This window comes from Actinoplanes flavus (assembly GCF_017592555.1).
In the GTDB taxonomy this organism is placed as follows: domain Bacteria; phylum Actinomycetota; class Actinomycetes; order Mycobacteriales; family Micromonosporaceae; genus Actinoplanes; species Actinoplanes flavus.
This window is the reverse complement of record NZ_JAGFNS010000021.1, coordinates 139995-162508: the sequence shown is the minus strand read 5'-3', so window position 1 is coordinate 162508 and position 22514 is coordinate 139995. Positions and strand designations below refer to the sequence as shown.

Annotated in this window: 22 protein-coding genes and 2 pseudogenes; 11 read left to right on the top strand and 13 right to left on the bottom strand. The window is 69.3% G+C overall.

The features are described from left to right. The first annotated feature begins 452 nt into the window (after positions 1–452). On the top strand, positions 453–962 hold the full coding sequence (locus J5X75_RS28860) for an NUDIX hydrolase (RefSeq protein WP_307798317.1): 510 nt from the start codon (positions 453–455) through the stop codon (positions 960–962). Positions 963–1430: 468 nt separating this feature from the next. Here the strand turns inward: J5X75_RS28860 and J5X75_RS46455 are convergent. Further along, a pseudogene (locus tag J5X75_RS46455) lies at positions 1431–1560 on the bottom strand (transposase); the annotation flags it as partial. A 2-nt stretch (positions 1561–1562) separates the two neighbouring features. Further along, positions 1563–1703: a hypothetical protein gene (locus J5X75_RS28855; protein ID WP_208470667.1), complete on the bottom strand. Its 141-nt coding sequence runs from the start codon at positions 1701–1703 to the stop codon at positions 1563–1565. 313 nt (positions 1704–2016) lie between these two features. Here J5X75_RS28855 and J5X75_RS28850 point away from each other — a divergent pair, with 313 nt between their 5' ends. Next, positions 2017–2625, top strand: a complete 609-nt coding sequence (locus tag J5X75_RS28850; protein ID WP_208470666.1) for a hypothetical protein — start codon at positions 2017–2019, stop codon at positions 2623–2625. On the opposite strand, the gene J5X75_RS28845 is transcribed toward J5X75_RS28850, so the two are convergent. Together J5X75_RS28845 and J5X75_RS28840 are read right to left on the bottom strand one after the other, a co-directional pair. Beyond that, positions 2613–3395 (bottom strand): transposase family protein, encoded by a 783-nt coding sequence (locus J5X75_RS28845; RefSeq protein WP_208470665.1) that lies wholly within the window; start codon positions 3393–3395, stop codon positions 2613–2615. The two genes, J5X75_RS28850 and J5X75_RS28845, sit on opposite strands and share 13 nt — an antisense overlap. A gap of 291 nt (positions 3396–3686) precedes the next feature. After that, on the bottom strand, positions 3687–4691 hold the full coding sequence (locus J5X75_RS28840; protein WP_208470664.1) for a DUF1152 domain-containing protein: 1005 nt from the start codon (positions 4689–4691) through the stop codon (positions 3687–3689). Positions 4692–4881: 190 nt separating this feature from the next. On the opposite strand from J5X75_RS28840, the gene J5X75_RS28835 reads away from it, so the two are divergent. The 3 genes from J5X75_RS28835 (at position 4882) to J5X75_RS28825 (ending at position 6741) form a co-directional block, all read left to right on the top strand. Beyond that, on the top strand, positions 4882–5496 hold the full coding sequence (locus tag J5X75_RS28835; protein ID WP_208470663.1) for a dihydrofolate reductase family protein: 615 nt from the start codon (positions 4882–4884) through the stop codon (positions 5494–5496). Positions 5497–5805: 309 nt separating this feature from the next. After that, on the top strand, positions 5806–6357 hold the full coding sequence (locus J5X75_RS28830; RefSeq protein WP_208470662.1) for a hypothetical protein: 552 nt from the start codon (positions 5806–5808) through the stop codon (positions 6355–6357). 102 nt (positions 6358–6459) lie between these two features. Then, positions 6460–6741, top strand: coding sequence for a GlsB/YeaQ/YmgE family stress response membrane protein (locus J5X75_RS28825; protein WP_208470661.1), 282 nt, complete (start codon positions 6460–6462; stop codon positions 6739–6741). 13 nt (positions 6742–6754) lie between these two features. Here the strand turns inward: J5X75_RS28825 and gntF are convergent, their stop codons facing one another. The 3 genes from gntF to J5X75_RS28810 form a co-directional block, all read right to left on the bottom strand. Then, a complete protein-coding gene (gene gntF / locus J5X75_RS28820) occupies positions 6755–8071 on the bottom strand; it encodes a guanitoxin biosynthesis pre-guanitoxin forming N-methyltransferase GntF (RefSeq protein ID WP_208470660.1) in 1317 nt (438 codons plus the stop codon). Positions 8072–8217: 146 nt separating this feature from the next. Next, positions 8218–11424 (bottom strand): hypothetical protein, encoded by a 3207-nt coding sequence (locus J5X75_RS28815; RefSeq protein ID WP_208470659.1) that lies wholly within the window; start codon positions 11422–11424, stop codon positions 8218–8220. A gap of 4 nt (positions 11425–11428) precedes the next feature. Next, on the bottom strand, positions 11429–12436 hold the full coding sequence (locus J5X75_RS28810; RefSeq protein WP_208470658.1) for a LysR family transcriptional regulator: 1008 nt from the start codon (positions 12434–12436) through the stop codon (positions 11429–11431). Positions 12437–12460: 24 nt separating this feature from the next. On the opposite strand from J5X75_RS28810, the gene J5X75_RS28805 reads away from it, so the two are divergent. Both J5X75_RS28805 and J5X75_RS28800 read left to right on the top strand, forming a co-directional pair. Then, positions 12461–13327 (top strand): serine hydrolase, encoded by an 867-nt coding sequence (locus J5X75_RS28805; protein WP_208470657.1) that lies wholly within the window; start codon positions 12461–12463, stop codon positions 13325–13327. Positions 13328–13475: 148 nt separating this feature from the next. After that, positions 13476–14423 carry an MBL fold metallo-hydrolase gene (locus J5X75_RS28800; RefSeq protein ID WP_208470656.1) on the top strand — a complete coding sequence of 316 codons (948 nt, stop codon included), beginning with the start codon at positions 13476–13478 and terminating at the stop codon, positions 14421–14423. A gap of 122 nt (positions 14424–14545) precedes the next feature. Here the strand turns inward: J5X75_RS28800 and J5X75_RS28795 are convergent, their stop codons facing one another. Beyond that, positions 14546–15334, bottom strand: coding sequence for an NAD(P)H-dependent oxidoreductase (locus J5X75_RS28795; protein ID WP_208470655.1), 789 nt, complete (start codon positions 15332–15334; stop codon positions 14546–14548). Positions 15335–15478: 144 nt separating this feature from the next. Here J5X75_RS28795 and J5X75_RS28790 point away from each other — a divergent pair, with 144 nt between their 5' ends. The 3 genes and pseudogenes from J5X75_RS28790 to J5X75_RS28780 all read left to right on the top strand — a co-directional run bounded on the left by J5X75_RS28790 (position 15479) and on the right by J5X75_RS28780 (position 17218). Beyond that, on the top strand, positions 15479–16324 hold the full coding sequence (locus J5X75_RS28790) for a helix-turn-helix transcriptional regulator (protein ID WP_208470654.1): 846 nt from the start codon (positions 15479–15481) through the stop codon (positions 16322–16324). Positions 16325–16410: 86 nt separating this feature from the next. Then, positions 16411–16538: pseudogene (locus J5X75_RS28785) on the top strand. Between the two features lie 215 nt (positions 16539–16753). Further along, positions 16754–17218 (top strand): NUDIX hydrolase, encoded by a 465-nt coding sequence (locus tag J5X75_RS28780; RefSeq protein WP_208470653.1) that lies wholly within the window; start codon positions 16754–16756, stop codon positions 17216–17218. Between the two features lie 64 nt (positions 17219–17282). On the opposite strand, the gene J5X75_RS28775 is transcribed toward J5X75_RS28780, so the two are convergent. Both J5X75_RS28775 and J5X75_RS28770 read right to left on the bottom strand, forming a co-directional pair. Further along, on the bottom strand, positions 17283–18539 hold the full coding sequence (locus tag J5X75_RS28775) for a tetratricopeptide repeat protein (protein ID WP_208470652.1): 1257 nt from the start codon (positions 18537–18539) through the stop codon (positions 17283–17285). Positions 18540–18739: 200 nt separating this feature from the next. Then, complete coding sequence (locus J5X75_RS28770) at positions 18740–19186, bottom strand: DUF3592 domain-containing protein (RefSeq protein WP_208470651.1); 447 nt, start codon at positions 19184–19186, stop codon at positions 18740–18742. A 238-nt stretch (positions 19187–19424) separates the two neighbouring features. On the opposite strand from J5X75_RS28770, the gene J5X75_RS28765 reads away from it, so the two are divergent. Further along, positions 19425–20246, top strand: coding sequence for an SAM-dependent methyltransferase (locus J5X75_RS28765; RefSeq protein WP_208470650.1), 822 nt, complete (start codon positions 19425–19427; stop codon positions 20244–20246). A 26-nt stretch (positions 20247–20272) separates the two neighbouring features. On the opposite strand, the gene J5X75_RS28760 is transcribed toward J5X75_RS28765, so the two are convergent. The 3 genes from J5X75_RS28760 to J5X75_RS28750 form a co-directional block, all read right to left on the bottom strand. Continuing rightward, entirely contained in the window at positions 20273–21079 is an 807-nt protein-coding gene (locus tag J5X75_RS28760) for an SDR family NAD(P)-dependent oxidoreductase (protein WP_208470649.1), read from the bottom strand. Between the two features lie 65 nt (positions 21080–21144). Continuing rightward, positions 21145–21708 (bottom strand): hypothetical protein, encoded by a 564-nt coding sequence (locus tag J5X75_RS28755; protein WP_208470648.1) that lies wholly within the window; start codon positions 21706–21708, stop codon positions 21145–21147. 87 nt (positions 21709–21795) lie between these two features. After that, positions 21796–22296: a hypothetical protein gene (locus J5X75_RS28750; RefSeq protein WP_208470647.1), complete on the bottom strand. Its 501-nt coding sequence runs from the start codon at positions 22294–22296 to the stop codon at positions 21796–21798. Positions 22297–22514: the final 218 nt, after the last annotated feature.

Genomic DNA, 22514 nt, shown 5'->3' with positions numbered 1-22514 from the left:
CTGGGATATCTCAAGATCTAGGATCCATCGACCATTCTCGAATCGCTCCGCCGTGCTGTCAACCGGTTACCCGCAGTAATGTCTTTCCATCATGGTCATCATTGGGAATGGCCCAGGTCGCCCGCGGTATTTCTTGCACGCCACCATCCTTTATGGACATGCGCATGCCATCGCGGGATCGACTCGATTACAGCCGATCCAGTTGGATTTAGTGACTTGCGGCGCCTTGCGGCCCAATCGGCATATCCAGAAGCAAAATGCCCGCCCCGCATGCTTATGTCGGTTTCGTGGACACTCGGCCGTTTGTGCGGGCCTAGCGGGAGTAGCTGCGGGCAGGTCGGGGCCAGCGAAAATCATTGCCGGAACGGCGATTGACGGAGGCCGTCACCGAATGTCGGAGGAATCGTTGTCCCCGCCGTGGCGGTCGTCGTCCGCTCGCTGTCCTCCGAGGAGTGAACATCAACAACTCGAATGCGGTGCCCCGCCTCGCGGCACGCGTCCTCGTCATCGACAAATATGATCGGCTCCTACTCATTCGTGGATTCGATCCGGCCGAACCGGACAATCATTACTGGTTCACCCCGGGCGGCGGCCTCGCCGACGGCGAGGACATGCGTCAAGGCGCGGTCCGGGAACTGTACGAGGAAACCGGGCTACTGGTCGACGCGAGCGAGCTCTCAGAAGTAGCCGCCAACAAGACCATGGAATTCTCGTTCGATCGCGTCCGCTATCGCCAGACGCAAAGCTTCTTCGCTTTCGGCGTGGAGGAATGGCAGCCCGCGGCGGCCAAGCTGGAGCTGGATGAGCAACGCAGCTTCCACTCATATTCTTGGCGATCGGCCCAGCAGCTTACCGATCTCCAGAAGGAGCGATCACTGTCTCCCGCCGATCTGCCGGAGCTCTACGAGCTGGCGCTGGCCGCCGTCACGCGTCGGCGTGCCACCACCGGCCCGGCGCGATAAGTAGTCCCCGAACCATCTCGCCAACCGCATCCGCGGTCACCGCCCGCCCGACAGTGCCGGCTGGGCCAGGGCCACCAGAGCACTACTGGCCCTGGCCGAGCTGCCTACGGCGCGACGCCTGCACCCCGCGGGTGCCGGGAAACCGGTCCGTGCCGGTCAAGCAACATGATCGTATTCGTGGAGGAGCCCGCCGAGCCGGTCACATCGGTAGACGGTCCGGTGGGCGAGTCGGCCGGTGTTCATGACCAGAGCATTGAGCGAACTGCAGTTCGGGCGCGGCGATCGGATCGGTACAGGGATGGCGGGTGACCACCTACGTACCGAATTCGTCCTGCCGCGAATCCGTGATGACCTCCACTCGGCCGGCGGCACCGGCGGCGTAGCTGACCGGGACCAGGTAGCCCTCGACCGTCAGCCTGGTCACCTTCAACCGGCCGGACGTTCCGTCCGCACCGCTTCGATTCGGTGTTCGTCCTTGACGCGCCCAGAGGCGTGGCAGCACGAACGCTGCGGACTGCAGGCACCATCCGGACGCAGCCACGGCGACGTCCACCGCCAGAAGCAGCCGCCCGTCCGCGGCCCTTGGCAGTGGCAGCTCGGTCAACTCGCGGCGAGCATCGCCTGGTAGCCGTCGTGATCAGTTCCGAACCGGCCGCCCGCGAGGACACGCTCGCGCTGGTCGATGACCTCGATGGTGGCCGATCGTTTGTGCGGGTCCACTCCGATGACGACATTGGGCATCTGCCTCGTCCGCCTGTTTCGACCTGATGTCGGCGGGAGGGCAGCGCTACTTTGAGCTGGGTATACCCTCTGGAGCCACTCCGCGCCGCGGTGACCGGCAGGGCGCATGCCAAATCTGAGCCACACCCAAGATGCAGGTGGACAGTCGATGAGAGCGTCTCCGCCGGTCACCTCGACCATGCCTGGCCGGGCAGCGGTCGTGCCACCAGCAGATAAGTAGCCGAGAGTCGCACACTACTGAGGGTGACGGATTTGTTGCACGCCAAGTAGGCGGATCTGCCGAGCTGAGTGCGTTCGAGTTAGCATTTGCTATATGAGAAGCGGGAATACCTCGACTGCCGCGGGCGTCCCGGATCCCGAGGACATCCATGAGCGGGTCGCTCGTGGTCACGGCCTTTTCATCTCTCTTGATGACGCCATGACGATGCCGATCGCGGCAGCCGCTGCGCGCGACTTGCAGTCCGCACCCGGGCCTGATGTGGTTGTCTTCGCCACGCCGAGAGGCCGAGGGCCGGTTCTGACCGTGCTGCGACTCGTCAGCAACGACGAAGCCGCGAGCGTGCGCCCGATCTTGGAAAACCTCGTCGCTGGATTCCGTCGCACAGCGGAAGCACTCGTCGAGCAGATGAGGGCTGGCACGTCGCCAGAGGAGTATCCGGAGTCCGTGCAATATGGTGACGCGACCTGGTATCTGCACCCGCACGGCGAGCACTGCCGGTTCGAAAATGTAGTGAGCGGCGAGCTTGTCGAGGCCAACATCTATGCTCCCGAAACCCTCGACCCGTACTTCCTATTGGAGTACGCAAAGTCCGCCGGCCACTATGGTGCCGTTGTCGATGCATGCGTAGAGGGCTTTCACGACATGTGCCGTCTACTCGACCGCGCTGGAATCGCCTACAGTGACCTTTTTCATCCTGAGTAGGCCGGGTTCTCGACGTGGTGCAGGACGAGGAGTGCCTGCACGATCGGGGTCGCTCGGTGCGGGCTGCAGCGGAGTTTCGCCAGGACTTTCCAGGTCTTGAGGCCAGCGTTGGCGCGCTCGCCGATGGCGCGGATCCGAGCATGGGCCCGGTTGACCTTCTTCTGCCAGGCGGAGAGTTTCGGTCGGTAACGGTGCCGTTTGAACGGGGTGCGGATGGTGCCGCGGGCGCCTTGGTAGGCCTTGTCGGCGAACGTCATCACGTTCGCGCTGGTCAAGGCCTCGATGATGGTGTGGGTGCGGGCGGCGGTCAGGTCGTGGACGGCGCCGGGCAAGGCTGCTGACGCCCAGATGAGCCGGCCTGCCGGATCGGCTATGACCTGCACGTTCACGCCGTGACGGCGGTGTTTTCCCGAGTAGTAGGGCTTCTGGTCGGCGACCCGGTCGATCGGGATGAGGGTGCCGTCGAGGATCACGTACGCGAGCACCCGGATCCGGTTCATCGCTGCTTTGAGGTCGTCGGCGGTAGCGGCGAGCAGGTCGATGGCTTCGCGGACGTAACGCCACGCGGTGGTCACGCCGATCTCGAAACCGCAGGCCAGGCGGGTCAAGCTGTCGCCGTTACGCAGGTGAGCAAGGGCGAGCAGGGCTTGCCTGCCGGGGTCGAGACGCCGCCACCGGGATCTACGCTGCTTACGGTGAGCCCGGATGAGGCCGGCGAGGTGGTTCAGGCTGCGAGTGGACAACGGAATCGCGGCAGGGTAAGACAGCACAGCGAGGCTCCCGGTTGGGGCATCGGATCTTGGTCGACTGCTGTCTTACCGGGAGCCTCGTCCTATGTCGACACCAGCCTCCCGCACAGCCTGTGACCTGCACCGTCACGATGAAAATGGCTCAGTTAAGGTCGATATCGCCTGGCCGATGCACTGATCTGCCGCGATCAGCGAAATTGTGAACAGGAAAGGTGATGGCCATGTCGGCGATCGCGCTGGCTGCCGGTGTCAGAGGCCGGGCGAGCCGGCCATCGAGAGCTCCGTCCGCTGGTTGTTCCTGCAAGGCTGTGGTCAGTGCGGGAACGCACGAGCTGGGCGAGTGGCGGTCTCCTTGCGGAAGGCGTCGATGTGTGCCGCAACTTGATGCATGTCGACGGTTTGTTCGATTCGATCGCGGTAGAGGCATCGGTTGGCGAGGCTGACCAGGTCCACGGTGAAGTAGGTGGCCATCAGCGGGTTGACGAACAGTGTGCTGCCAGCGGTTCGGCGAGTAAATTGGACGTCACCGAAGGCGCCTCGGGTTGCCGCGGCGATCTGGCCCTGCACGATGCTGGGCCGCATCGGAGTCGCCCGTTGAGCGTCAGCGACGGCATCGCGATACAGCACCGCCTCTCTGCTGGCGCCGGGAATGGACAACGCGCCCAAATAGCCGCCGTCACGGTCCACGGCGGCGATGTTCTCCAGAACCTGGCTGTGGACAACCCCGTGGTAGGCGTCGATGCCGAAGCCCAGGCAGCTCACCAGTTTCACCGGTACGTCCAGGCCGGCAACGGCGGTCAGGCTGGTGATGTCTTCTACGGGCGTGCCCAGGCCGGCTTCATCACCACGCATCAGGATGTCGGTCCCGCCGTCGACCAGCACGACGGCATCAATCCCGAGGTGGCCGGCCAGATGCCGGTAAGCGGCTCTCAACGGCTTTGCGCCGGTCTTGGCGAAGGCGTAAACCGTCGAAGGGAGATTGTGGGCATCCAGCCAGCGGGCAAGGGTCCGTTCTGGGAAATAGTCCTCCGGGCCATTGGTAGTCGGGGCGACGAGAGCCACATCTGGCGCCAACCAAGCATCCAGGTCCAGCATCTCCAGTGGGGTGAACGACAGGTTCGCCAGATGTGCCGCAACGCCGCGGTTCCACAGCGCGATGGCCAACGGCAATGCGGCATAAACGTCGAACCCTCCTCCGGCACCGGCCAACAGCACGCAGCGAGCGCCGTCCAGAGCGGCGAACAACGGCGGCACATCAAGAGAGCTTGACGTTGCCCGGTTCGAAGAACCGGAGGACGAGCCTGGAGAAGTGTTCACCTTCCCATGATCCCGGGGCACACAAGCTGCAGCCCGTGTGCCCCGTGACCGCCTGTGCCGGCGTGTCAGCCCAGCACTCGACGCAGTCCTCGTTGATGGGGTAGGGCGGTACTGTGCTGGAGCCCTCGGATGCCGTCACGCCGTTGGCTGAGAAGCGATGAGTCAGCGCGGTGGATCCGGTCTACCCAGCATGACGCGCATCATCGCTGACATCTCGATGTCCCTCGACGGCTTCGTCACCGGGCCGGAGCCCGGCCCCGCCAACGGCCTGGGCACAGGTGGTGAGGCCCTGCACAGCTGGGCGTTCTCCACCGACCCGGAGGACCGCCGGATCCTGCGCGAGTCGACCGCCCGCTCGGGCGCCGTCGTCCTCGGTCGCAGGCTCTTCGATGTGGTCGACGGCCCGCTGGGTTGGAACGAGGAGACCGGCTACGGCGCCGGCGAGGTCGGAAGACCGGCTTTCGTCGTCGTGACGAGCTCGCCGCCGGAGTCGGTTCGACTCACCGACCTCGACTGGACGTTCGTCACTACCGGCGTTCCCGATGCCGTGGCTGTCGCGCGTGAGCGCGCGGAAGCAGCGTCGTCGGACCGGGGTGAGGGTCTCGACGTGGTCCTCATGGGCGGTGGTGCGTTGATCCGCGCCTCGCTCGATGCCGGACTGGTCGACACGCTGTCGCTTCACCTCGCGCCCGTGATGCTGGGTGCCGGTACGCCACTGTTCACCGACGGAGTACCGCGCGCGCTGGTGCAACGAAGCGTGACCTCGACATCGACCGCAACGCACCTGATCTACGACGTTGCCTGACGCCGGCGTGGCCGGGCCGTGACGCAGCCTCGTGCTCCATGATCTGGTGCGCTCATGGCCGCGGAGAACACGCGTACCGCCGCTGGCGCCATTGGTGGTGATTTGACGAACGCCGGTCCTGGTCAGCGAAGCTCCGGTGTCCCGAGTTCCGGGTGACCACGCCGGAACGCGGCCAGTCGTGGGAACCGGCGATGGACCGCCGTGGGATCGTCGAGATCTGTGCGCTCACCGAACAGGTGCTCCGGCCCCTCAGGGTCGTAGCCGAGCGGCCAGACGCCCTGATGTGCCGCGGATCGGGCGCGGTGCCCCGTGTTTCGACGAGACGGATCAACGCCCTGGCCGGCTGCGTCCAGCTTTATCAACCGCTGGGCTATCTGGCGACGTTATCTGGGCCACGTTGCAGGGGCCTTTCGTCGTGACGAGGTCGCGTTGCTCCGAGCGCTGGACATGCTGACGGTGAGCCGGGAACTGTGGCTGGCAGAAGTCGACGCGTATGCCACCAGCCGGAGGAAGGCCAAACGGCTCGGACAGCGCACTCCACGAGCGTCAGACACCAACCCGAACCTGCCGACCTGCTGGTACGGCGATTCGCGCCGGGCTGCGACCTACACCCTGGGATACCTGCTGAGGAAGCCGGATCGAATCAGCAATGCGGATCCCGATGTCATCCGCCTCGCATCGTCTGTCCTGGAAACACCCGGGGACAGCAATCGCGTACCGCTCGAACAGCTGCACGCATTTCAGAAACGGCTCGAGCAACTCCGTGCGGCATCCGGCTGGCCAGACGTCGACTGGCCGAACTGGCACAAGGCCAACGAGTCTCTGTGGGTCCTACGCCAGATCTCCAACGCGATGGGATGACAGCGAACGCCGAGCCGAAGCCTGACGCGGGCGGCGACCACGACTGAATGATCACCCCTTGCGGATGATGCCGACCTGGCCGGGAGGGACAAAGCTGGCCGAATGATCGGAGCTCTGCTGCTCGGTTTCGTCGCGGGCGTCATCGCGAGGGTGCTCATGCCGGGCGATGCCTTTCGCAAGATGAGCGGACCGGTGTCATGGCTGGTCTCGGTGGGGCTCGGCCTGGCCGGCGCGTTGGCCGGGTACGTCCTCTTCACCCTCGGGTTGGGCATCGGCGACGACGACATCTTCGACTGGGGCGGGATCCTGAGCGCGATCATCGGCACCTTGATCGTGATACCGATCGCCGGCTGGCTGTTGCGCCGGTCGGGCCGCGCCCCGTGAATGCCGACACGATTCAGCCGGTCCGGTCGGCCCTGCCCGGGATGGTCGCCCTGCTCCCGCGGCGGCGCGCCGAGGTCGCCGGCTGAGCGCGGCGTGCCCGGCAGAGCAGGATCGCGGCGTAGCCGTGCGTGCCGCGCTGGGCCGTCGGTATGACCTCGATCCCCTCGTCCAGGGGTTCGAAGTCGGGGCGGAGGGCCGCTCGGAGGTCGTGTTCGTCGATGTCGGCGCCGGGGAACGTCTTGCCGCCGACCGTGTAGCCACGGCACCGGCGCAGCGCCGCGGTGAGGAAGAGGCCACCCGGCTGGACCAGGCCGGTGATGTGACGCATGAACAGTTCCCAGGTGGCGCGGTCGCCGGTGGCCGAGTCCGCGCAGTAGGCGCTGACCACGGTCGGGTAACGCCGGTTCACCGGACGCGGGTGGTGGGCGTCCACCCGTACCAGTGTGGTGATCTTTGCTCTGGTGAGGTCTTCGCGTGCGGTGATCTCGTCGTCGGTCGGACAGGTGTTGCCCTCGCACTGCAGGGTGTAGTGGACGAACGGCCGCCAGTCGTGGGCGCCCGGCGCACGTTCGATCCATCGTCGGATCTCGGCCAGGTTCTCGGGCAGGTAGTCACCCAGGTGGATCTCGGATGCCGTCTCGGCGCACGCGAACACGTGGTGGAGTGCCGGACCGGTCCCGAAGTAGAGGATCGGCTGGTCGCGTTCGGTGTGGCGCATCGCGTCGACGAGGAACCCGATGGTGGCGATCTCGTCCGGTTCGACGGTTCGGTAGTAGTCGGTGAGGTACTCGGCCGGCACCCAGTCGGTGTCGAACGACGCATGTCCGTGGCCCCGGTCGAGGACGGTCCGGGTGAGGCGGGCGAGGACGCCCTCGTAGAACGCGGCGCCCAGGTTGGCGCCGCCGAGGAAGACGAGCGCCTCATCGCTGGTGATCGCGTCGGTCGCGGCGGCGGCGCCGAACGCGGCCACGTAGTACGGCACCTCCTTGGCGATCTCGGTGCCGGTGTACGCGACGGCAGCGGCCAGCCGAGCGGCGGGCCCACCGCCGAACCGGCGCCGGGTGACGTCGTACGCCAGCTTCGACAGCACGTTGGTGCTCGCCCCCGTCTCCGCCAGCAGACGTCCGTTCGCTCTCAGGTTGGCGCGCAGACCGAACACCCAGGCCGTGTAGCTCGCCACGAGGAACGCCACCACCGATCGATGGCCGAGATCGGCGAGCAATCCGGAAGCGACCAGACCGGCGCCGGCGGCCGCCGCGCAGGCGTCCAGCGCGTAGGTGGACGCCACGGTGGCCGCCAGGCTGGCGGCCCAGGCGGCGGCCGGCGACATCCGCGTACCCCTGGCCGCCCTCGCCGATGGAACGAGCGGCACCGGACGTTGCGCTGCACCCATCGCGACTCCTCAACGGAACGGTCGTGATGGAGACGGCGGATGCTGGCTGTCGCGTACGTCGCCTTGCCGACAGCCGACGGCCCTTACGGTCCGGTTCCGTCCGGGGTGTCGAGGGCCCGGCGGACCCGGAGCAGGTCGGCGGCCAGGTGCGGGGCCCGGTCGGTGATTTCCGCCAGCGACGAGCGGGCGTCGAGCAGGCCGGTCCAGAGGACGCCGCGGCCGCGTTCCAGGATCTCCACCGCGCTCGGTGGGTCGTCGTTCGCCAGGGCGGCGGCGGCCGCCTGCGGCGGGGTGCCGGTCCAGCGGCCGAGCGCCTTGTCCTGGCTGGAACGGTTGATGCCGTGCCACGCGAGAGTGGTGAGCAGACCGACCGCGTACGAGAAGGCGCGCTGCACCTCGGGCAGGTCGTTCAGCCAGCGGGCCGCGTTGCCCCAGGACGCGGCGCCGTCGATGCGGGCTTCGGCCGGCGCGGGCCGATGGTGTGCCGCTTCCCGGCCGTGGTCGCGGGCAGCGGCCAGCGTCGTCACGTCACCACGGTCGACGCCGTCCAGGATGAGCACATCGGCCAGTGCCGCGAGGTGCACGGACCGCTTCGGCGCGTCCGGCCGGATCCTGGTCACGGCCTCGCGGTGGGCGGCGATCGCGGCGCGCAGGTCCGCCGGGTCGTGGGAGAGCCGCCACCGGCGCAGCCGGGCGTCTCCCAGCGTGGCCAGGAAGGCGGCCTGATTGCGGTCCTCGGCCGGGGAGATCGCGATCGCCTCGCCGAGCCGGTCGATCGCCTCCTCGAGGTGGTCACGCTGCCCGGTCCGGTCGAACCAGGCGAGCAGGGTGGTGGCGAGGTCTTCGCGAATCGACCCTTGACGGGGGTTGCCGAGATCCGGTCCGGCCAGCTCGACGGCGTGGCGGCCGTTCTGGACCGCCTCGCGCAGATCCGCCTCGTCGCCGAACAGGAGTGCCCGCAGCCGCAGCAGCCGGCCCAGGTCGGCGGCCATCGCGGCGCGACCGGGATGCCCCGGCGCGGCCCGGTCGATCGCCAGCCGCTGCATCCCGATCGCCTCATCGACGTCCGGCAGGTGCTGGTAGTGGCGGTAGCGGTCGCTGAGGTGCCCGGACAGGTTGGCGGCGTACAGCGGATCCGGGGCGCCGTGGCGGACCAGCGCGCGTTCGATGGCGATCGCCCGGTCGAGATCGGCCACCCGGCCGTCGCGATGGAACCGCAGCGTCAGCGCCACGGCGAGGTTGGCCGACACGACGTCGTACATGTGATGGGTTCGGGGAAGGCCGTCGACGGTGTGGCGCATCATCGCGATGCTCTCGTCGAGCCGGTCGTCGCCGCCGAGCCGCTCGAGTTTGGTGAGCAGGATGATCCGCAGGGCGCTGATCCCGTAGACCTGGGCTTGGCCGGCCTGTTCGGCCGCCGTGCCGACGAGTTCGGCCGCCGCCTCCAGATCGGCCGGGTCGCCGTGCTGTTCGAACCGGGTCGCCAGGGCCGTCGCCAGGTCCGCCTGGAGCGACCACCGGCCGACACCCTCGATCGGCGTCCGGGTCAGCGCCTCCCGGAGGTGGTCGATGCCGTCGCGGAGGTCCTCGGGGCGGCCGGTGAACGGGAACCGGTGTGTCAGGGCGGTGCCGAGACGACCCACGGCGAGGGTACGGGTGACCGGTGGCAGGTCCGTCCGGGACAGGACCTGCCGCAGCAGCAGGATGCCCTCCTCCAGCCGGCCGGAGTCCCGGAAACCGGCGGCCACGAGGGCGTTCGCGAGCTGGAATCGCAGTGCCGCCGCCAGCGGGTCGCCGTCGCCGATCATCGTGCCGGCCCGGCGCAGGACGGCGATCGCCTCGGGAAGGTCGCCGTCGCCGGCGAAACCGGTTCGGGCCGTCAGCGCCGCCCCGAGCGTCATCAGCCGATCGATCTCGTCCCGGTGGGATGCCGGGCCCGGTCCGTCGCGGCGGAGGACGTTGATCGCGCGTTCCAGGTCGGCCGGATCACCGCCGACCTGGTAGGCCGCCACCAGGGCGGTTCCGGTGGCGGTCGTGTGCGTCATGCTCGGCCGGGTGCGGTCCAGCAGTGCCAGGGCCCGGCGGATGTCGCCGAGATCGCCGTCGTGGTGCATGGTCCGCACCGACAGGATCAGCGCCAGGATGATCCTCGCGAGGTCGGAGTCCGGGCCCTCGGCGGTCTCGGCGCCGCTCAGCAGTTCCACCGCCGCATGCAGGTCGGCCGCGTCGCCGGTCACGTCGAACCGTAACCGCAGCGCGTGCGCGTGCGCGGCCAGCACGCCGATGTCCGGTGGCGCCGGGTATGCGCCGCGCCGGCGGAACATGTCGATGGCCCGGTCCAGGTCGGCACGGTCGCCGTAGGAGACGAAACGATGCAGGTACGCTCGTCCGCCGGTCTCCAGGGCGCCGTGCCGGGCCACCCCCGTGGCGTCCCGGGACAGCGTGACGGCCCGGTCCAGGTCGGCGCGGCTGCCGGTGCGTGTCGCCCGGAGGAGCAGGGCGTGGGCGATGCCCTGCGTGAGGTCGGTCCGTGTGGCGGCGTCACGTGCCCGCGGCAGCGCCCGGCCGAGTTCGCTGATCGCCAGGTCGATGTCGTCCGCGTTCTCGCCGGCGAGCAGGGACCTGGCGTAGGCGGGAACGAGCTGGAGCCGGGCCGGATGGCCGTCCGGCAGCGCGGTGACGGCGGTCGTGAGCAGCGTCCGGGCCTCGGTGGCGGGCGCGCTGTCGCCGGTCCGCTGGGACTGTGACAGCAGGGTGAGCGCGAGCATGCTGACCAGCGAGGGCCGTTGCGGTGAATCGGGCGGGATCAGGGCCAGGCACTCCCGTACCAGATGGATGGTTTTGCTGGTTTGGGTCTGGTGCAGGAACAACGCTGTGGCGTAGAGGTGCAGCACGGCCGGGCGGACCGGATGATCCTCGGGGAGGCGCTGCTCCAGCGGCCGCATGAGATCGGCGGCGTTCACCAGGACGCCGGGGTCCGCGTCGACGGCGTACGCCGCGATGAACGCCCCGGCCGACACCACGGCCCACTCGAGGAGGTGGGGGCCGTCCGGATCGGCCGCGCCCAGCTCGCTCGCCCGGTCCAGCACGGTGAACGCCTCCCGCAGGTCCCGCGTGGAGCCGGTGGCGGTGTGCCGGGCCGCCAGCAGGTGCGCGGCCAGGAGCAGCACCTTGACCGAGGCGGTGGCGCCGAGCAGCGGGCGGAGCCGGGTCAGGAGCCGGTCGGCCACCTCCGGGTCGCCGCGGGCCACGCCCTCCGCGAACTGCCGGTGGAATTCAAGAACATCCATCGCTTCACTGTGGTGTGCCGCCCGGCGCGCCCGCCACAGCCGATCGGCCACGAGCGCCGCGGGCGACGTCAAACACCACCGACCAGGGAGCCGGCGTTTCGGGGCCGGGCGCCGTCGTGGCCGCCGGTGGGCCGGACAGCAATTGCGTGGCGAGAGCGGCGAACCGGGCCGCCGCCGGGTGCGGCGCCTGCCGGGGCCACACCGCGGAGACCTCCTGCCACAGCGGAGCGCCGGCCAGCGGCCGCCACACCACCCGCGGCTCGCGCCGGACCGTCGCCTGCCGCTCCAGGGCGACGCCGTGACCGGCGACGACCAGAGCGCAGAGCATCTGCGGGCTGCGGGCGTGCCGGATCCGGGCGGCCGGGAACCCCCGCTCGCCGGCCGCCGCCAGGATCCGGTCGTACCAGTCCGGGGCGGTGGCCCGCGGGAAGATCACCAATCCCTGGCCGGCGAGCTCGGCGAGATCCACCTCCGCGGCGCGGGCCAGCGGCGACACCCGGGGCAAAACCACACCCAGCGGGGTACGGACGACGCGTCCACAGTGCAGGTCGACCAGGTCGACGGGATGCTCCACCACACCGACGTCCAGCCGGGCCGCCGCCAGCGAGTCGAGTTGCTCCGCGGTCGTCAGCTCCTGAAGGTCGACGTCGAGGCCCGGCGTCTGGTCCGACAGCCGGTCGAGCAGCTCGCCGAGCACCGGGGCCGGGGTGCCCGGCAGCACCCCGGCACGCAGGGTCCCGATCGCGCCGTCCCGGACGGCCCGCATCAACGTGCGCATCCGCTGTTCCGCGGCCAGCAGCTGCCGTGCCTGATCGGCGAGCACCTCACCGGCGGTGGTCAGTGTGGTGCCGCGCGGCAGCCGGTCGAACAGCGTCACACCGAGGTCCCGCTCCAGCCGGCGCATGGCCTGACTCAGCGGCGGCTGCGCGATGCCCAGCACCTCCGCGGCCCGGCCGAAGTGCAGCTCCTCCGCGACGACCAGGAAATACCGCAGGTGCCGGAACAGATCCACGACACTGCACCCTATGGTGGGCCGGTGTCACAGCTTCCGACGGTCTCCGGGGACGCCGAGTACTGGCTGCACGCCCGCGACATCGACTCCGGCCGGTGCACCGGCCACCGGTCCGGCGAGCCGGTGGTGATCGGCTCCATCTTCAAGATCCTGCTGGTGCTCGAGTACGCCCGCCAGGTCGCCGCCGGTGTCCTCGACCCGGCCGAGCGGGTCCTGCTCGGACCCGGCGACCGGCTCGGCGGCTGGGGGACCGGCGGCTGCGCCGACGACGTCGAGCTGTCGCTGCGGGACCTGGCCTACTTCACCATGTCGGTCAGCGACAACACCGCGGCCGACGCGCTGATGCGGCGGGTCGGCCCCGACCTGGTGCCGCTGCTCGCCGACGAGCTCGGCCTGACCCGGACCCGGGTGACCGGCGGGCCACGCGACCAGCTGTCGTCGATGTTCGCCGACGTGGGCGCCGACGACGACACCGCGTTCGCCCGCATCTTCCCCACCCTCACCGACGACCAGGTCCGGCGCCTGCGGATCTACGACCCCGAGCAGACGACCGCCAGCACCCCGGAGGAGATCACCCGGCTGCTGCGGATGATCTGGCAGGACACCGCGGGCCCCGCCGGCGCCTGCGCGACGGTGCGCGCGCTGATGGCGCGGCAGATGTTCTGGACGCGTCTCGCGGCGGCGTTCCCGGCGGGGGTACGGGTGTCCGGCAAGACCGGGACACTGCCCGGCCTGCACATGGAGGCGGGGGTCGCCGAATACCCCGACGGCGGCCGGTACGCCCTGGCCGTGTTCGTCCGCACCCGGAACCTGGCCACCACCCGCCTCGACGTGGACCTGATGCTGGGCCGGGCCGCCGCGGACGCGGTCCGGCGCCTGCGCGACGAGTGACCTGTGCCACCCCGGCTCGGCGGCGCCGCGTGCCCGGCCAGCGCTCATATCGAACCGGATATGAGCCGTTCACCCGGTCGATTTTGGACGGCGCCGGAACCGGGTTGATCTCCTGATCGGGCTCCGTCACCGCCCGGAAGGAACCACCATGACCAGAATGCCGTTCGGCCGTCGCGGTTTCCTGCGCGGCGCCGCCGCCGGAACCGCCCTCGCCTCGCTGCCGGCCGTCCCCGCCGCGGCCGCGCCCCGGTCACGCCGGCGGACCGCCACGTTCCGCTGGCTCGGCACCTCCGGCTGGCACATCGAGGTCGCCGGCCGCACCATCCTGATCGACCCCTACCTGAGCCGCTTCCCGACCGGCCTGTCCACCGGCGCTTTCGACCCGGCGACCCCGTTGCGTGTCGACACCGCCGCGATCGCCGCCGCCCGCCTCGGCACCCCGGAGACGATCCTGGTCACCCACACCCACTGGGACCACTTCAACGACGTGCCGCACCTGGCGACGTCGGCCGGCGCCCGCGTTCTCGGCACGCTCACCGCCTACCACCTGGGTTTGGCCCTGGGTGTTCCGGCCGGACAGCTGAGCCCGGTCAAAGGCGGCGAGGTGCTCGCCTTCGGCGACTACACGGTCGAGGTGGTGGCCGCGCTGCACAGCCGCAACGCCGCCTACTCCATGGCGTTCCCCGGTGTCCGGACCGAGGTGCCGAGCCGGGCGCCGGCGACCATCGCCGACCTGCCCGAAGGCGACACCCTCGCCTACCAGATCCGCGTCACCGACGGCCCGTCGGTGTTCCTGATGGGCGCGAGCGACTTCGTCGAACGCCACCTGAGCGGGCTGCGGCCGGACGTGGCGATGATCGCGATGACGAGCGGGGCCGCCACCCACGCGTACGTTCCCCGGCTGCTCGCCGCACTCGGGCACCCGGAGGTCGTCATCCCGGTGCACTGGGACGACTTCGAGTCGCCGTTGACGAACCCTCCGCCGGTCGGATCCGCCAACGCCGCCCGGCTGCGGGCGTTCGTCGAAGAGATCCGGGCGTCGTCGCCGCGGGCTCGCATTCTGATTCCGGAGTACGACACCCCGTACACGTTCTGACCATCCCGATGTTCAATGGCGTCATCGGTCGTGAGTTGCATCGGCGCGGATGCCGCGCGAACAACTCACGACCGATTCGCATTCAAGCGTTGCCACCCGAGCCGGTCGTCGGGTGTCTATCCTTACCGGTTGCCATCTGCCACGTGCAGGCTGAATCCCTTACGGCCCGGAAGCTCCAGGCCCTCCTTCAGCCGTAGTGACGGAATCTCGTAGTCGCCGAAGTTCTGGCGCCGGAACGCGATCGGCTCGGCTGTCTCCAGCGACAGCAGCCGCTCCTTCCACTTCTTCGCGGCGTCTCCGAATCCGCCCTCGGTGATGTTGTCAGTGCCGTACAGCACAAACGGCGGCAGCACATCGATGCCCGGGTAGTAGAGGATCCCGTGGTGGATCGGGAACAGCAGGTCCTCGATGGGGCCGTTGATCCCCCGATCGGTGTAGTGCGACTCGGGCCCTCCGACGGTCACCGACAGGATCGCCCGCCGCCCGTGCAGGGTTCCCTCGCCGAAACGCTCGCCGTAGCGGGTCTCGTCGTGCACTCCCACGCCGTACGCGAAATGGAAGGAGAACACCCGGTCCACCCAGCCCTTGAGGATGGCCGGCATCGTGTACCACCACATCGGGAACTGGAAAATGATGGTGTCGGCCCACAGCAGCTTCTCCTGCTCGGCCGTCACGTCGGGCGTGAGGGTGCCGGCGTCGTACGCCCCACCCGAACTGGGTATCACCCGCAGCGGGCTCGTGGCGTGCCCGCCGAAGTCCGCCGCGTCCACCACGGCCTTCCAGTTCATCGCGTACAGGTCGCTCACCCGCACCTCGTGCCCGGCCGCCTCGAGAGTGGACACTGCAAGATCCTTCAGCGCGCCGTTCAGCGAACGCGGCTCCGGATGGGCGTAGACGATGAGGGCCTTCATGGCCGATCCCTTCGACGAAGTATGTCGGCACCGATACTCGACGTCCGTGGCCGCGCCATTCAGGGGCGCCTCTTCCGTCGGACCGGACTTCCTGGGACTGGCAGGGCCACCCTCACGCGCGCCGCCGAAGCCATACTGGTGGACATGGACGATCTCGCGGGCTTCCTGCGTACCCGGCGATCGCGGGTCGACCCGTCCGCCGCCGGCATCCCCACCGACAGCCGCCGCCGGGTCGAAGGGTTGCGTCGCGAAGAAGTCGCCCATCTGTCCGGGGTCAGCGTCGACTACTACGTGCGCCTGGAACAGGGCCGCGCCACCCAACCCTCGGAACAGGTTCTCGACGCGCTCGCTCGCGTCCTCGAGCTCGACGAGACCGAACGCGGGCACCTGTACCGGCTCGCCCGGCAACGCCGCCGTGCCAAGTCGCCCAGCGGTAGCCTGCGGGCGGAGCTCCTGCGCGTGCTCGACCTGGTCATCGACGCGCCCGCTCTCATCATGAACCACCGGCTGGACGTGGTCGCCGGCAATCGCCTTGCCGGGCTCCTCTACGGCCAGCAGATGCCGGGCTTGAACACCGCCCGGCACATCTTTCTCGAGGAAGCCGAGCGAGGGCTTTACGCGGACTGGGAGAAGTGCACTCTCGACGTGGTCGGGCACCTTCGTCTGGCGGCCGGCAAATATCCCGATGATCCACAGTTGGCGTCGCTCATCGGCGAACTAGCGATAGGCAGCGGGCGCTTCCGCCGTCTCTGGGCCCGCGCGGACGTGCGTGCACGCACACACGGGCGCAAGGCCTACCGGCATCCGCTAGTCGGACTGCTGGAACTACACCAGGAGAACTTCGCCCTGCCGAACGAATCAGGCATGGAGCTGATAGTACTGTCGGCGATATCGGGAAGCGCCACCGAAGACGGGCTGCGCCTGCTGGCATCGCTCGGGAGTGACGGGAATCCCGAAGGGAAAGGGCTGCGAGTCACGAATTCGTCGTGAGCCGTGCGCTCGACTGCCGCCGATGGCGCTCCGGGCGCCGAGGTAAACCGGATGCGGGGACTACACGGTTGCGGTGATACTGCGGCGGGCCGGTGGCAGAGCCGGGTTATTGCAGCGCCGACGGGCCGGCAGACGGGTACGCACGGCGGCTTGGATGCGCGTGGGGCCACTGGCGTGCCATGCCCCACCAGGGGTTCAAATCCCCTTCGGCCCGCAACGTCCTGTCGTGCCGCAGACCGGGTTTGGTAGCCACATGTCGTGAGCAGCCGATAGGACGCTTGTGCGACTACTCGGGTTTGTGTGGGTGGTCTTGATTTGAAGGCCAGTCCCTCGTTGGCGTCCACATCGGGCGAGCACCCGGTGTAGGGCTTGCTGTGGTCCGGGCGAATCGAGGTTTCGGCTTGCCTGGCGCCCAGATAGCTTCGACGGATGTCGTCAATCCGCCCGATTGCCCTGGCCGTGCCACGTCGCGGTGAGGACTTGCTCGTCTTCGAGTATCACGACCCCACGAAGGACCAAACCTTCTACCGGCCCCTGGGTGGGGGCATCGACTTCGGTGAGACGGCCGAGGCGGCCGTACGTCGCGAACTGCGCGAGGAGCTTGACGTCGAGCTCGTCGACGTACGTTGCCTGGGCGTGCTGGAAAACATCTTTCACGGATTCGGCCGAGACGGGCACGAGATCGCTTTCGTCTTTGACTGCCGGCTCGCCGACCAGGCCGTCTACGAGCGGGATGTCGTTGGCGAGATCCTCGACGACGCGGGCACCAAGGTCATGTGGCGGTCGCTGGGTAGCTTCAACGCCGATAGCCCGCTCTATCCAGCCGGCCTCGCCGATCTGCTCCGCGGTCATCAGGCCGCCTGCGTCAACTCGTTGATCATGCCGTGCGGCTAACCACAGCATTCCACCGAATTCTCCGCCTTTCCGGGGCGACAGTGCAGTCGGAGGCTGAGCAGGCTCAGAGGAAGCGTGCGCTCGGTACCGGGCCTGGAGACCACAGGCGGTCGCGGCGGGCGGTGAGCGGCCACCGGCCCGCGAGCGCGGCGGTGAAAGCGGTGAGGTCCGCCGAGGTGTCGCCCGGGGCCACCTCGTCCTCGTCGGGGGCGGTCTTCAAGACGGCGGCGGCCAGCGCCTCGGCGGGGCGGTCGTCCGCTGGGATCTGCTCCGGCTCGCCGCCGGCTGTGAAGCGCGTGCGCTCGTCCCACGCGGACACCAGCGACTGGTAGAGCAGCCCGGTCGCGTCCGGAGCGAGCCGGCCCGGGGCCGTCCACGACGTGGCGTGTTCCACGAGCAGTGCGCCCGGCGCGCGCTCGGCCAGGGTCGGCAGGGGCTCGGCGAGAGCGGACAGGTCGTAGGCGGCGATGATCGTGTCGCGACGGTCGGGGTCGTACGGCTGGGCGGGTAGGTCCAGGGCGGAGGCCAGCGCAATGCCGAAGATCGAGCTTCCCCGGTCGGGCAGCAGGCTGACGCTCGACACGGACGAGCCGGCGGCCTCGAGCACGATCCGGAAGCGGTCGATCGTACGGCGCAGAGCGGCCAGGCTGTCGTGCAGGTAGGCGTAGCGGCCGCGCATCGGCTCGTCGAAGCCGTACGGGGAGAGGTGCAGCAGGATGCCGCCGTTCAGCACATAGTGCCAGGAGCGGAGCGCCTGCTGGTCGAGCGGGCCCGGTACGGCCGCGGCGCGCTCCAGCATGCCGGACAGGCGGTGGTGTGCGTGACCCCAGTCATGGGGTGGTGGGGTGAGGCGGGCGGCGGCCTGACGGGCCCGGTCGAGATCGCCGGACATGACGCTGTTGAAGGCGAGCAGATACCGGTCCGGCCAGTCCTGCAGGCCGGCGTCGTTGGCCTCGAGGACGGCGACGGCATCGCCGTAGCGATAGTCGTCCTCGTAGGCGGCGACCAGTTCGGTCACGATCCCGCGGTGGCCCGGCGCCGCATCCAGAGCTGCCTCCAGCAACGGGATGGCGATCCGGGAGACGCCGCGTTCGATGCAGGCCCAGCCCAATCGGTACAGGAGTCCAGCGTCGCCGGGAGCGGCGACCACCGCGTCGGCGGCCTCGGCCAGGTCGTCGAAGTCGGCCAGGCGCCCGGCGCGGGCCAGGAGCGCCGCCAGTTCGGTGGCCGGGGCGCCGGCCGCAGCGGTCAGCAGCGCGCGGATGGCACCGTTCAGGTCACCCGCATCGAGTTTTTCGGATGCCTCAACGAGATCGCTCATGATCATCCACGATATCCGACGCCCGCCGGTATTCATCCGGACGGTCCGGAACGGACGCGCCCGGGTGGGGCTCAGTCACGATGAGTAGCTGATCAAGGCGATCACCGTAGCCCAGCCGCCGCTCGCCTATCCTTCTGCGGGGTGGTGTTCGAGGATGGGCTGCGGCGCATCGGCGGCCGGTTCAGGGTTCTCGATCGCGGCTAGGGCGCGTCGGCATAACGTTGCGGCGGCATCGTGATCGGCGGCCCCCAGGCGGTGAAGCAGCCGATCCCGAAAACGATGGCCAGCACGGCTGCGACAACCGTGGATAGCCACCGGTTCGCGTTGCCTGCCTCCCGGACGTTGTTGCAGGGGTATCGCTTCGGGTGGTGAATCCGGACGACATCGCCGACCCGAACCCTCGTTTGCTCGGCGCGCCTGGACCGGAGGTAGTCCTCGCAGACCTGCCCTTCGGCCGTGGTGAAGCGGACGGTCAGCATCCGTTTGGTGCCGCTGCTGTCGACGCGCATCACGTCCGCGTCCGCGTCGGCGCCGCGGGCGTCGTCCAGGTTCGACCAGGTGGAGCCGGCCAGGCCGGTCAGCGCGAGTGACAGACCGAGCGTGAAGAAGATCCGGAGAAACGTTCGAGACCTCGGCGGTTGAGCCACGGTCGGCAGTGTAGAGGTCCACTACCAGCAATGACCCATACCGCCGGCACGCCACGTGAGCGCCGATCGCCCGTACCGAAGGGTTTGTCTTTGGGGGTTCGAAAGTCGAGCTTTCGATGGGGCCGCTCGATTGGCATCAGTGGAAGTTGATTCTTTCGGGCCGGGGCCGTCCATGGGCGCCGTCAACGGCGATGATGGGCGAGTTCTTTGTAGACGCCGGGTGCGGAAGGAATGCGCGATGACGGAGAGTGCGGCCACCACGGGACCCGACGGTCCTCCGCAGATCAACACGACCGTGCCGCACTCGGCACGGGTCTGGAACTACCTGCTCGGCGGCAAGGACAACTTCGCGGTGGATCGTGAGGCAGCCGACTACGCCGTCAAGTTGATGCCCGAACTCGTGCTGTCGGCTCGGGCGAACCGGCAGTTCCTCGGCAGGGCCGTGCGGTTTCTGGCCGGCGAGGGGCGGATCCGCCAGTTTCTGGACGTCGGCACGGGGCTTCCCACGGCCGACAACACTCACGAGGTGGCCCAGTCGGTCGCTCCCGAGGCACGCATCGTGTATGTCGACAATGACCCGCTGGTGCTGGCCCACGCCCGAGCGCTGCTGACCAGCAGTCCGCAGGGCGCCACGAACTACATCGAGGCCGACGTCCGTGATCCGCGGGCCATCCTGGAATCCGCCGCCGCCACACTGGACTTCACGCGGCCCACCGCCGTCGTGCTGTCCGGCATCATCAACTTCGTCATCGACGACGCCGAGGCCCACGCGGTGGTCGACCAGTTCGTCGACGCCGTGCCGTCCGGCAGCTATCTGCTGATCTCCCATCCGACCACGGTGGTCAACGGGCCGGCCGTCGAAGAGTCGATGCGGCAGTGGAACGAGAGCGGGGCCGCTCCGATCAGGACGCGCACCATCGACGAGATCCGCGGGTTCTTCACCGGACTCGATCTGCTGGACCCCGGCGTCGTCACCTGCACCGCCTGGCGGCCCGACCCGCAACACCCCGGCATCACCGAGGTCGTGTCGGAGTTCGTCGCGGTGGGATACAAGCCCTGAGCACACCACCGGGCGTTGGCGCGGGTTCAGTAGTGGATGGGGCCGACCAGGCCGCCGCCGACCGTGACAGCGTCGCCGGTGATGGCGACGCTGCGCGGCGAGGCGAGGAACGTCACCACGTCGGCGACCTCCTCGGCGGTCACCTCGCGGCCGATCGCGGTCCGCTCGGCGCGGCGTCGTTCGGCCTCCTCGAGGGTGACGCCCCACTGCTCGGCGGCGGCCGCGATCAGCGCGGGAGTGCGCTCGGTGACGGTGGCGCCCGGGTGCACGACCGTGACGTTGATGCCGTGCCGGCCGAGCTCGTCGGCGAGGTTCTTGGTGAGTGCGGCCACGCCGATGTTGCGGGCGGTCGCCACGAAGTCGCCGCTGAGCCGGGCGGCCAGCCCGGAGATGTTGATGATCCGGCCCCAGCCCTGGGCGATCAGGTCGGGCGCCACTGCCCGGGCGGTGCGCAGATAGCCCAGCACCTTGACGTTGACCGCGTCGACGAACTGCTGGTCGGTGGTCTGCGACGGGGTGACCGGTCCGCCCGGCCCGCCGCCGGGCACCGCCGCGTTGTTGACCAGGATGTCGATGCCGCCGAGCTGCTCGCGGACCCGCCGCACTCCGGCCCGCACGGACGCGTCGTCGCCGGTGTCGAGCTGCGCGGTGACGATCCGCCCGGGATGACCCGCCGCCGCCAGCTCGGCGGCGACCTTGGCCAGCCGCTCACCGTCGCGCGCGGCGATCGCCACGTCGGCGCCCTCGGCGAGCAGCGACCGCGCGATACGCAGTCCGATCCCGCGGCTGCCCCCGGTCACCAGGGCCCTCTTGCCGGCGAGTTGCAGATCCATCGACACCCTCCTCGGTTCGAGTTCACCCTATCACCTATAGGTTAAGTAGGCTTAGGGGCTGGAGGTCATGTGGTGTCGCCGAGCAGGCGGCGGGCGATCTCCGCGGCATGCGGGCCGGTGCCCGCGGTGCCCGGCCCGGGTGATGCGGAGACGAAGGCCTCGATCGCGTCGAGGTGCTCGGGTTGCAGGCCCCGGTTGGGTAGAGGGGCGATCAACAGGGCTCGCCCGGTCGCGAGGAGTTCGTCGTGCACCGGTCCGCTGGTGGGCACGGCGTCGTCGTCGGTCCAGATCAACCGGTGGCCTTGGTCCAGGACGGCGCGGGCGGCGGCGAGTTTGGCCGCGGGTGCCGCGCTGTGGCTGATCGGGTCGGTCCAGGCTCGTTCCAGCCGTGGCAGGGCGAACAGGCGCTCGATCTGGTCGGCGTCGGCGCACCAGGTGGAGCACCAACGTACGGTGACGGTTCCCGTGTCGTGCAGGGCCCGGATGCGGGTGATCAGCGCTGATGACCAGCGCAGCCGGTACGGGTGGCCGTCGCCGTACGCGGTGCCGCTGCGGGGCGCCGCGCCCCAGCCGGGCCGGGTGGCGTTGAGGACGCCGTCGACGTCGAGCAGCCAGACCACGCGGCTCACCGCGGCTGCCTCAGGGCGATCGTGAACTGCTTCGCGTCGTACATCCGTTGCGCCTTTTTCATCAGAGCGGGAGTCGCCCTTCACCTGTCAATGCCAGTAGCGGTTGTCCACCTGCCGGGCCAGCAGCACCGGGCTGCCCAGCCGGGCGGCGAGATCCACGGCGGCGGCGACCCCGGCCTGGATGCCCGGGGTGGCCTCCTCGTTGCGGAACCGCTGTTCGGCGGTCTGCGGCACGATGAGCCGCCAGGCCTGATCCCTGTCCGACGGATACGCCGCAGGCCAGATTCGCACCACCGCGCCGCCCGCGGCCACCACGGCACGCTTCTCCAGGGTGTGCAGCTGCGTGTGACCCATCGGGACGGCGATCTCGATGTCCCGGCGCACCTCGACACCGGGCATCGTGCAGGTGAAGCCCCAGTTCGTGGCGTAGATCAGCGATGTCTCGTCATGGCTCACATCGAACGCGGGAAGGCCGTCCGCGAACGGCCCGTCGTACGCGTACGTCGTCAGGTACGGAGGGGTGAAGGACGTGGCGTCCGGGGACGTCCACGCCGTGCTGTCGGTGACCTGGCCGAGATCAAATGTCACCGATTCATGATCGCACCCGCGTGGTGGTGCGGCGCTGGCATCGAGCAGGCCGTCGGCGAAAGCGTGCGGGTCGGTGTCGGACCGTGCCGGCTGGCCGCGGATCCTCGAGCGGTACGACCTCCTGCACGCCTTCGCGTTCAGGCCGTGGGGGGGGGGGGCCCCCGCGAGCCGGGGGGCGGCGCGGGGGGGGGGGGGGGGGGGCGGGGGGGGCGGGGGGG

Coding starts and splice junctions, on each gene's coding strand:
- J5X75_RS28800 (WP_208470656.1), top strand. CDS start 13,476: ATGACCAGAATGCCGTTCGGCCGTCGCGGTTTCCTGCGCGGCGCCGCC.
- J5X75_RS28765 (WP_208470650.1), top strand. CDS start 19,425: ATGACGGAGAGTGCGGCCACCACGGGACCCGACGGTCCTCCGCAGATC.
- J5X75_RS28815 (WP_208470659.1), bottom strand. CDS start 11,424: ATGGATGTTCTTGAATTCCACCGGCAGTTCGCGGAGGGCGTGGCCCGC.
- J5X75_RS28790 (WP_208470654.1), top strand. CDS start 15,479: ATGGACGATCTCGCGGGCTTCCTGCGTACCCGGCGATCGCGGGTCGAC.
- J5X75_RS28780 (WP_208470653.1), top strand. CDS start 16,754: ATGTCGTCAATCCGCCCGATTGCCCTGGCCGTGCCACGTCGCGGTGAG.
- J5X75_RS28835 (WP_208470663.1), top strand. CDS start 4,882: ATGACGCGCATCATCGCTGACATCTCGATGTCCCTCGACGGCTTCGTC.
- J5X75_RS28850 (WP_208470666.1), top strand. CDS start 2,017: ATGAGAAGCGGGAATACCTCGACTGCCGCGGGCGTCCCGGATCCCGAG.
- J5X75_RS28760 (WP_208470649.1), bottom strand. CDS start 21,079: ATGGATCTGCAACTCGCCGGCAAGAGGGCCCTGGTGACCGGGGGCAGC.
- J5X75_RS28795 (WP_208470655.1), bottom strand. CDS start 15,334: ATGAAGGCCCTCATCGTCTACGCCCATCCGGAGCCGCGTTCGCTGAAC.
- J5X75_RS28825 (WP_208470661.1), top strand. CDS start 6,460: ATGATCGGAGCTCTGCTGCTCGGTTTCGTCGCGGGCGTCATCGCGAGG.
- J5X75_RS28855 (WP_208470667.1), bottom strand. CDS start 1,703: ATGCCCAATGTCGTCATCGGAGTGGACCCGCACAAACGATCGGCCACC.
- gntF (WP_208470660.1), bottom strand. CDS start 8,071: ATGTCGCCGGCCGCCGCCTGGGCCGCCAGCCTGGCGGCCACCGTGGCG.
- J5X75_RS28775 (WP_208470652.1), bottom strand. CDS start 18,539: ATGAGCGATCTCGTTGAGGCATCCGAAAAACTCGATGCGGGTGACCTG.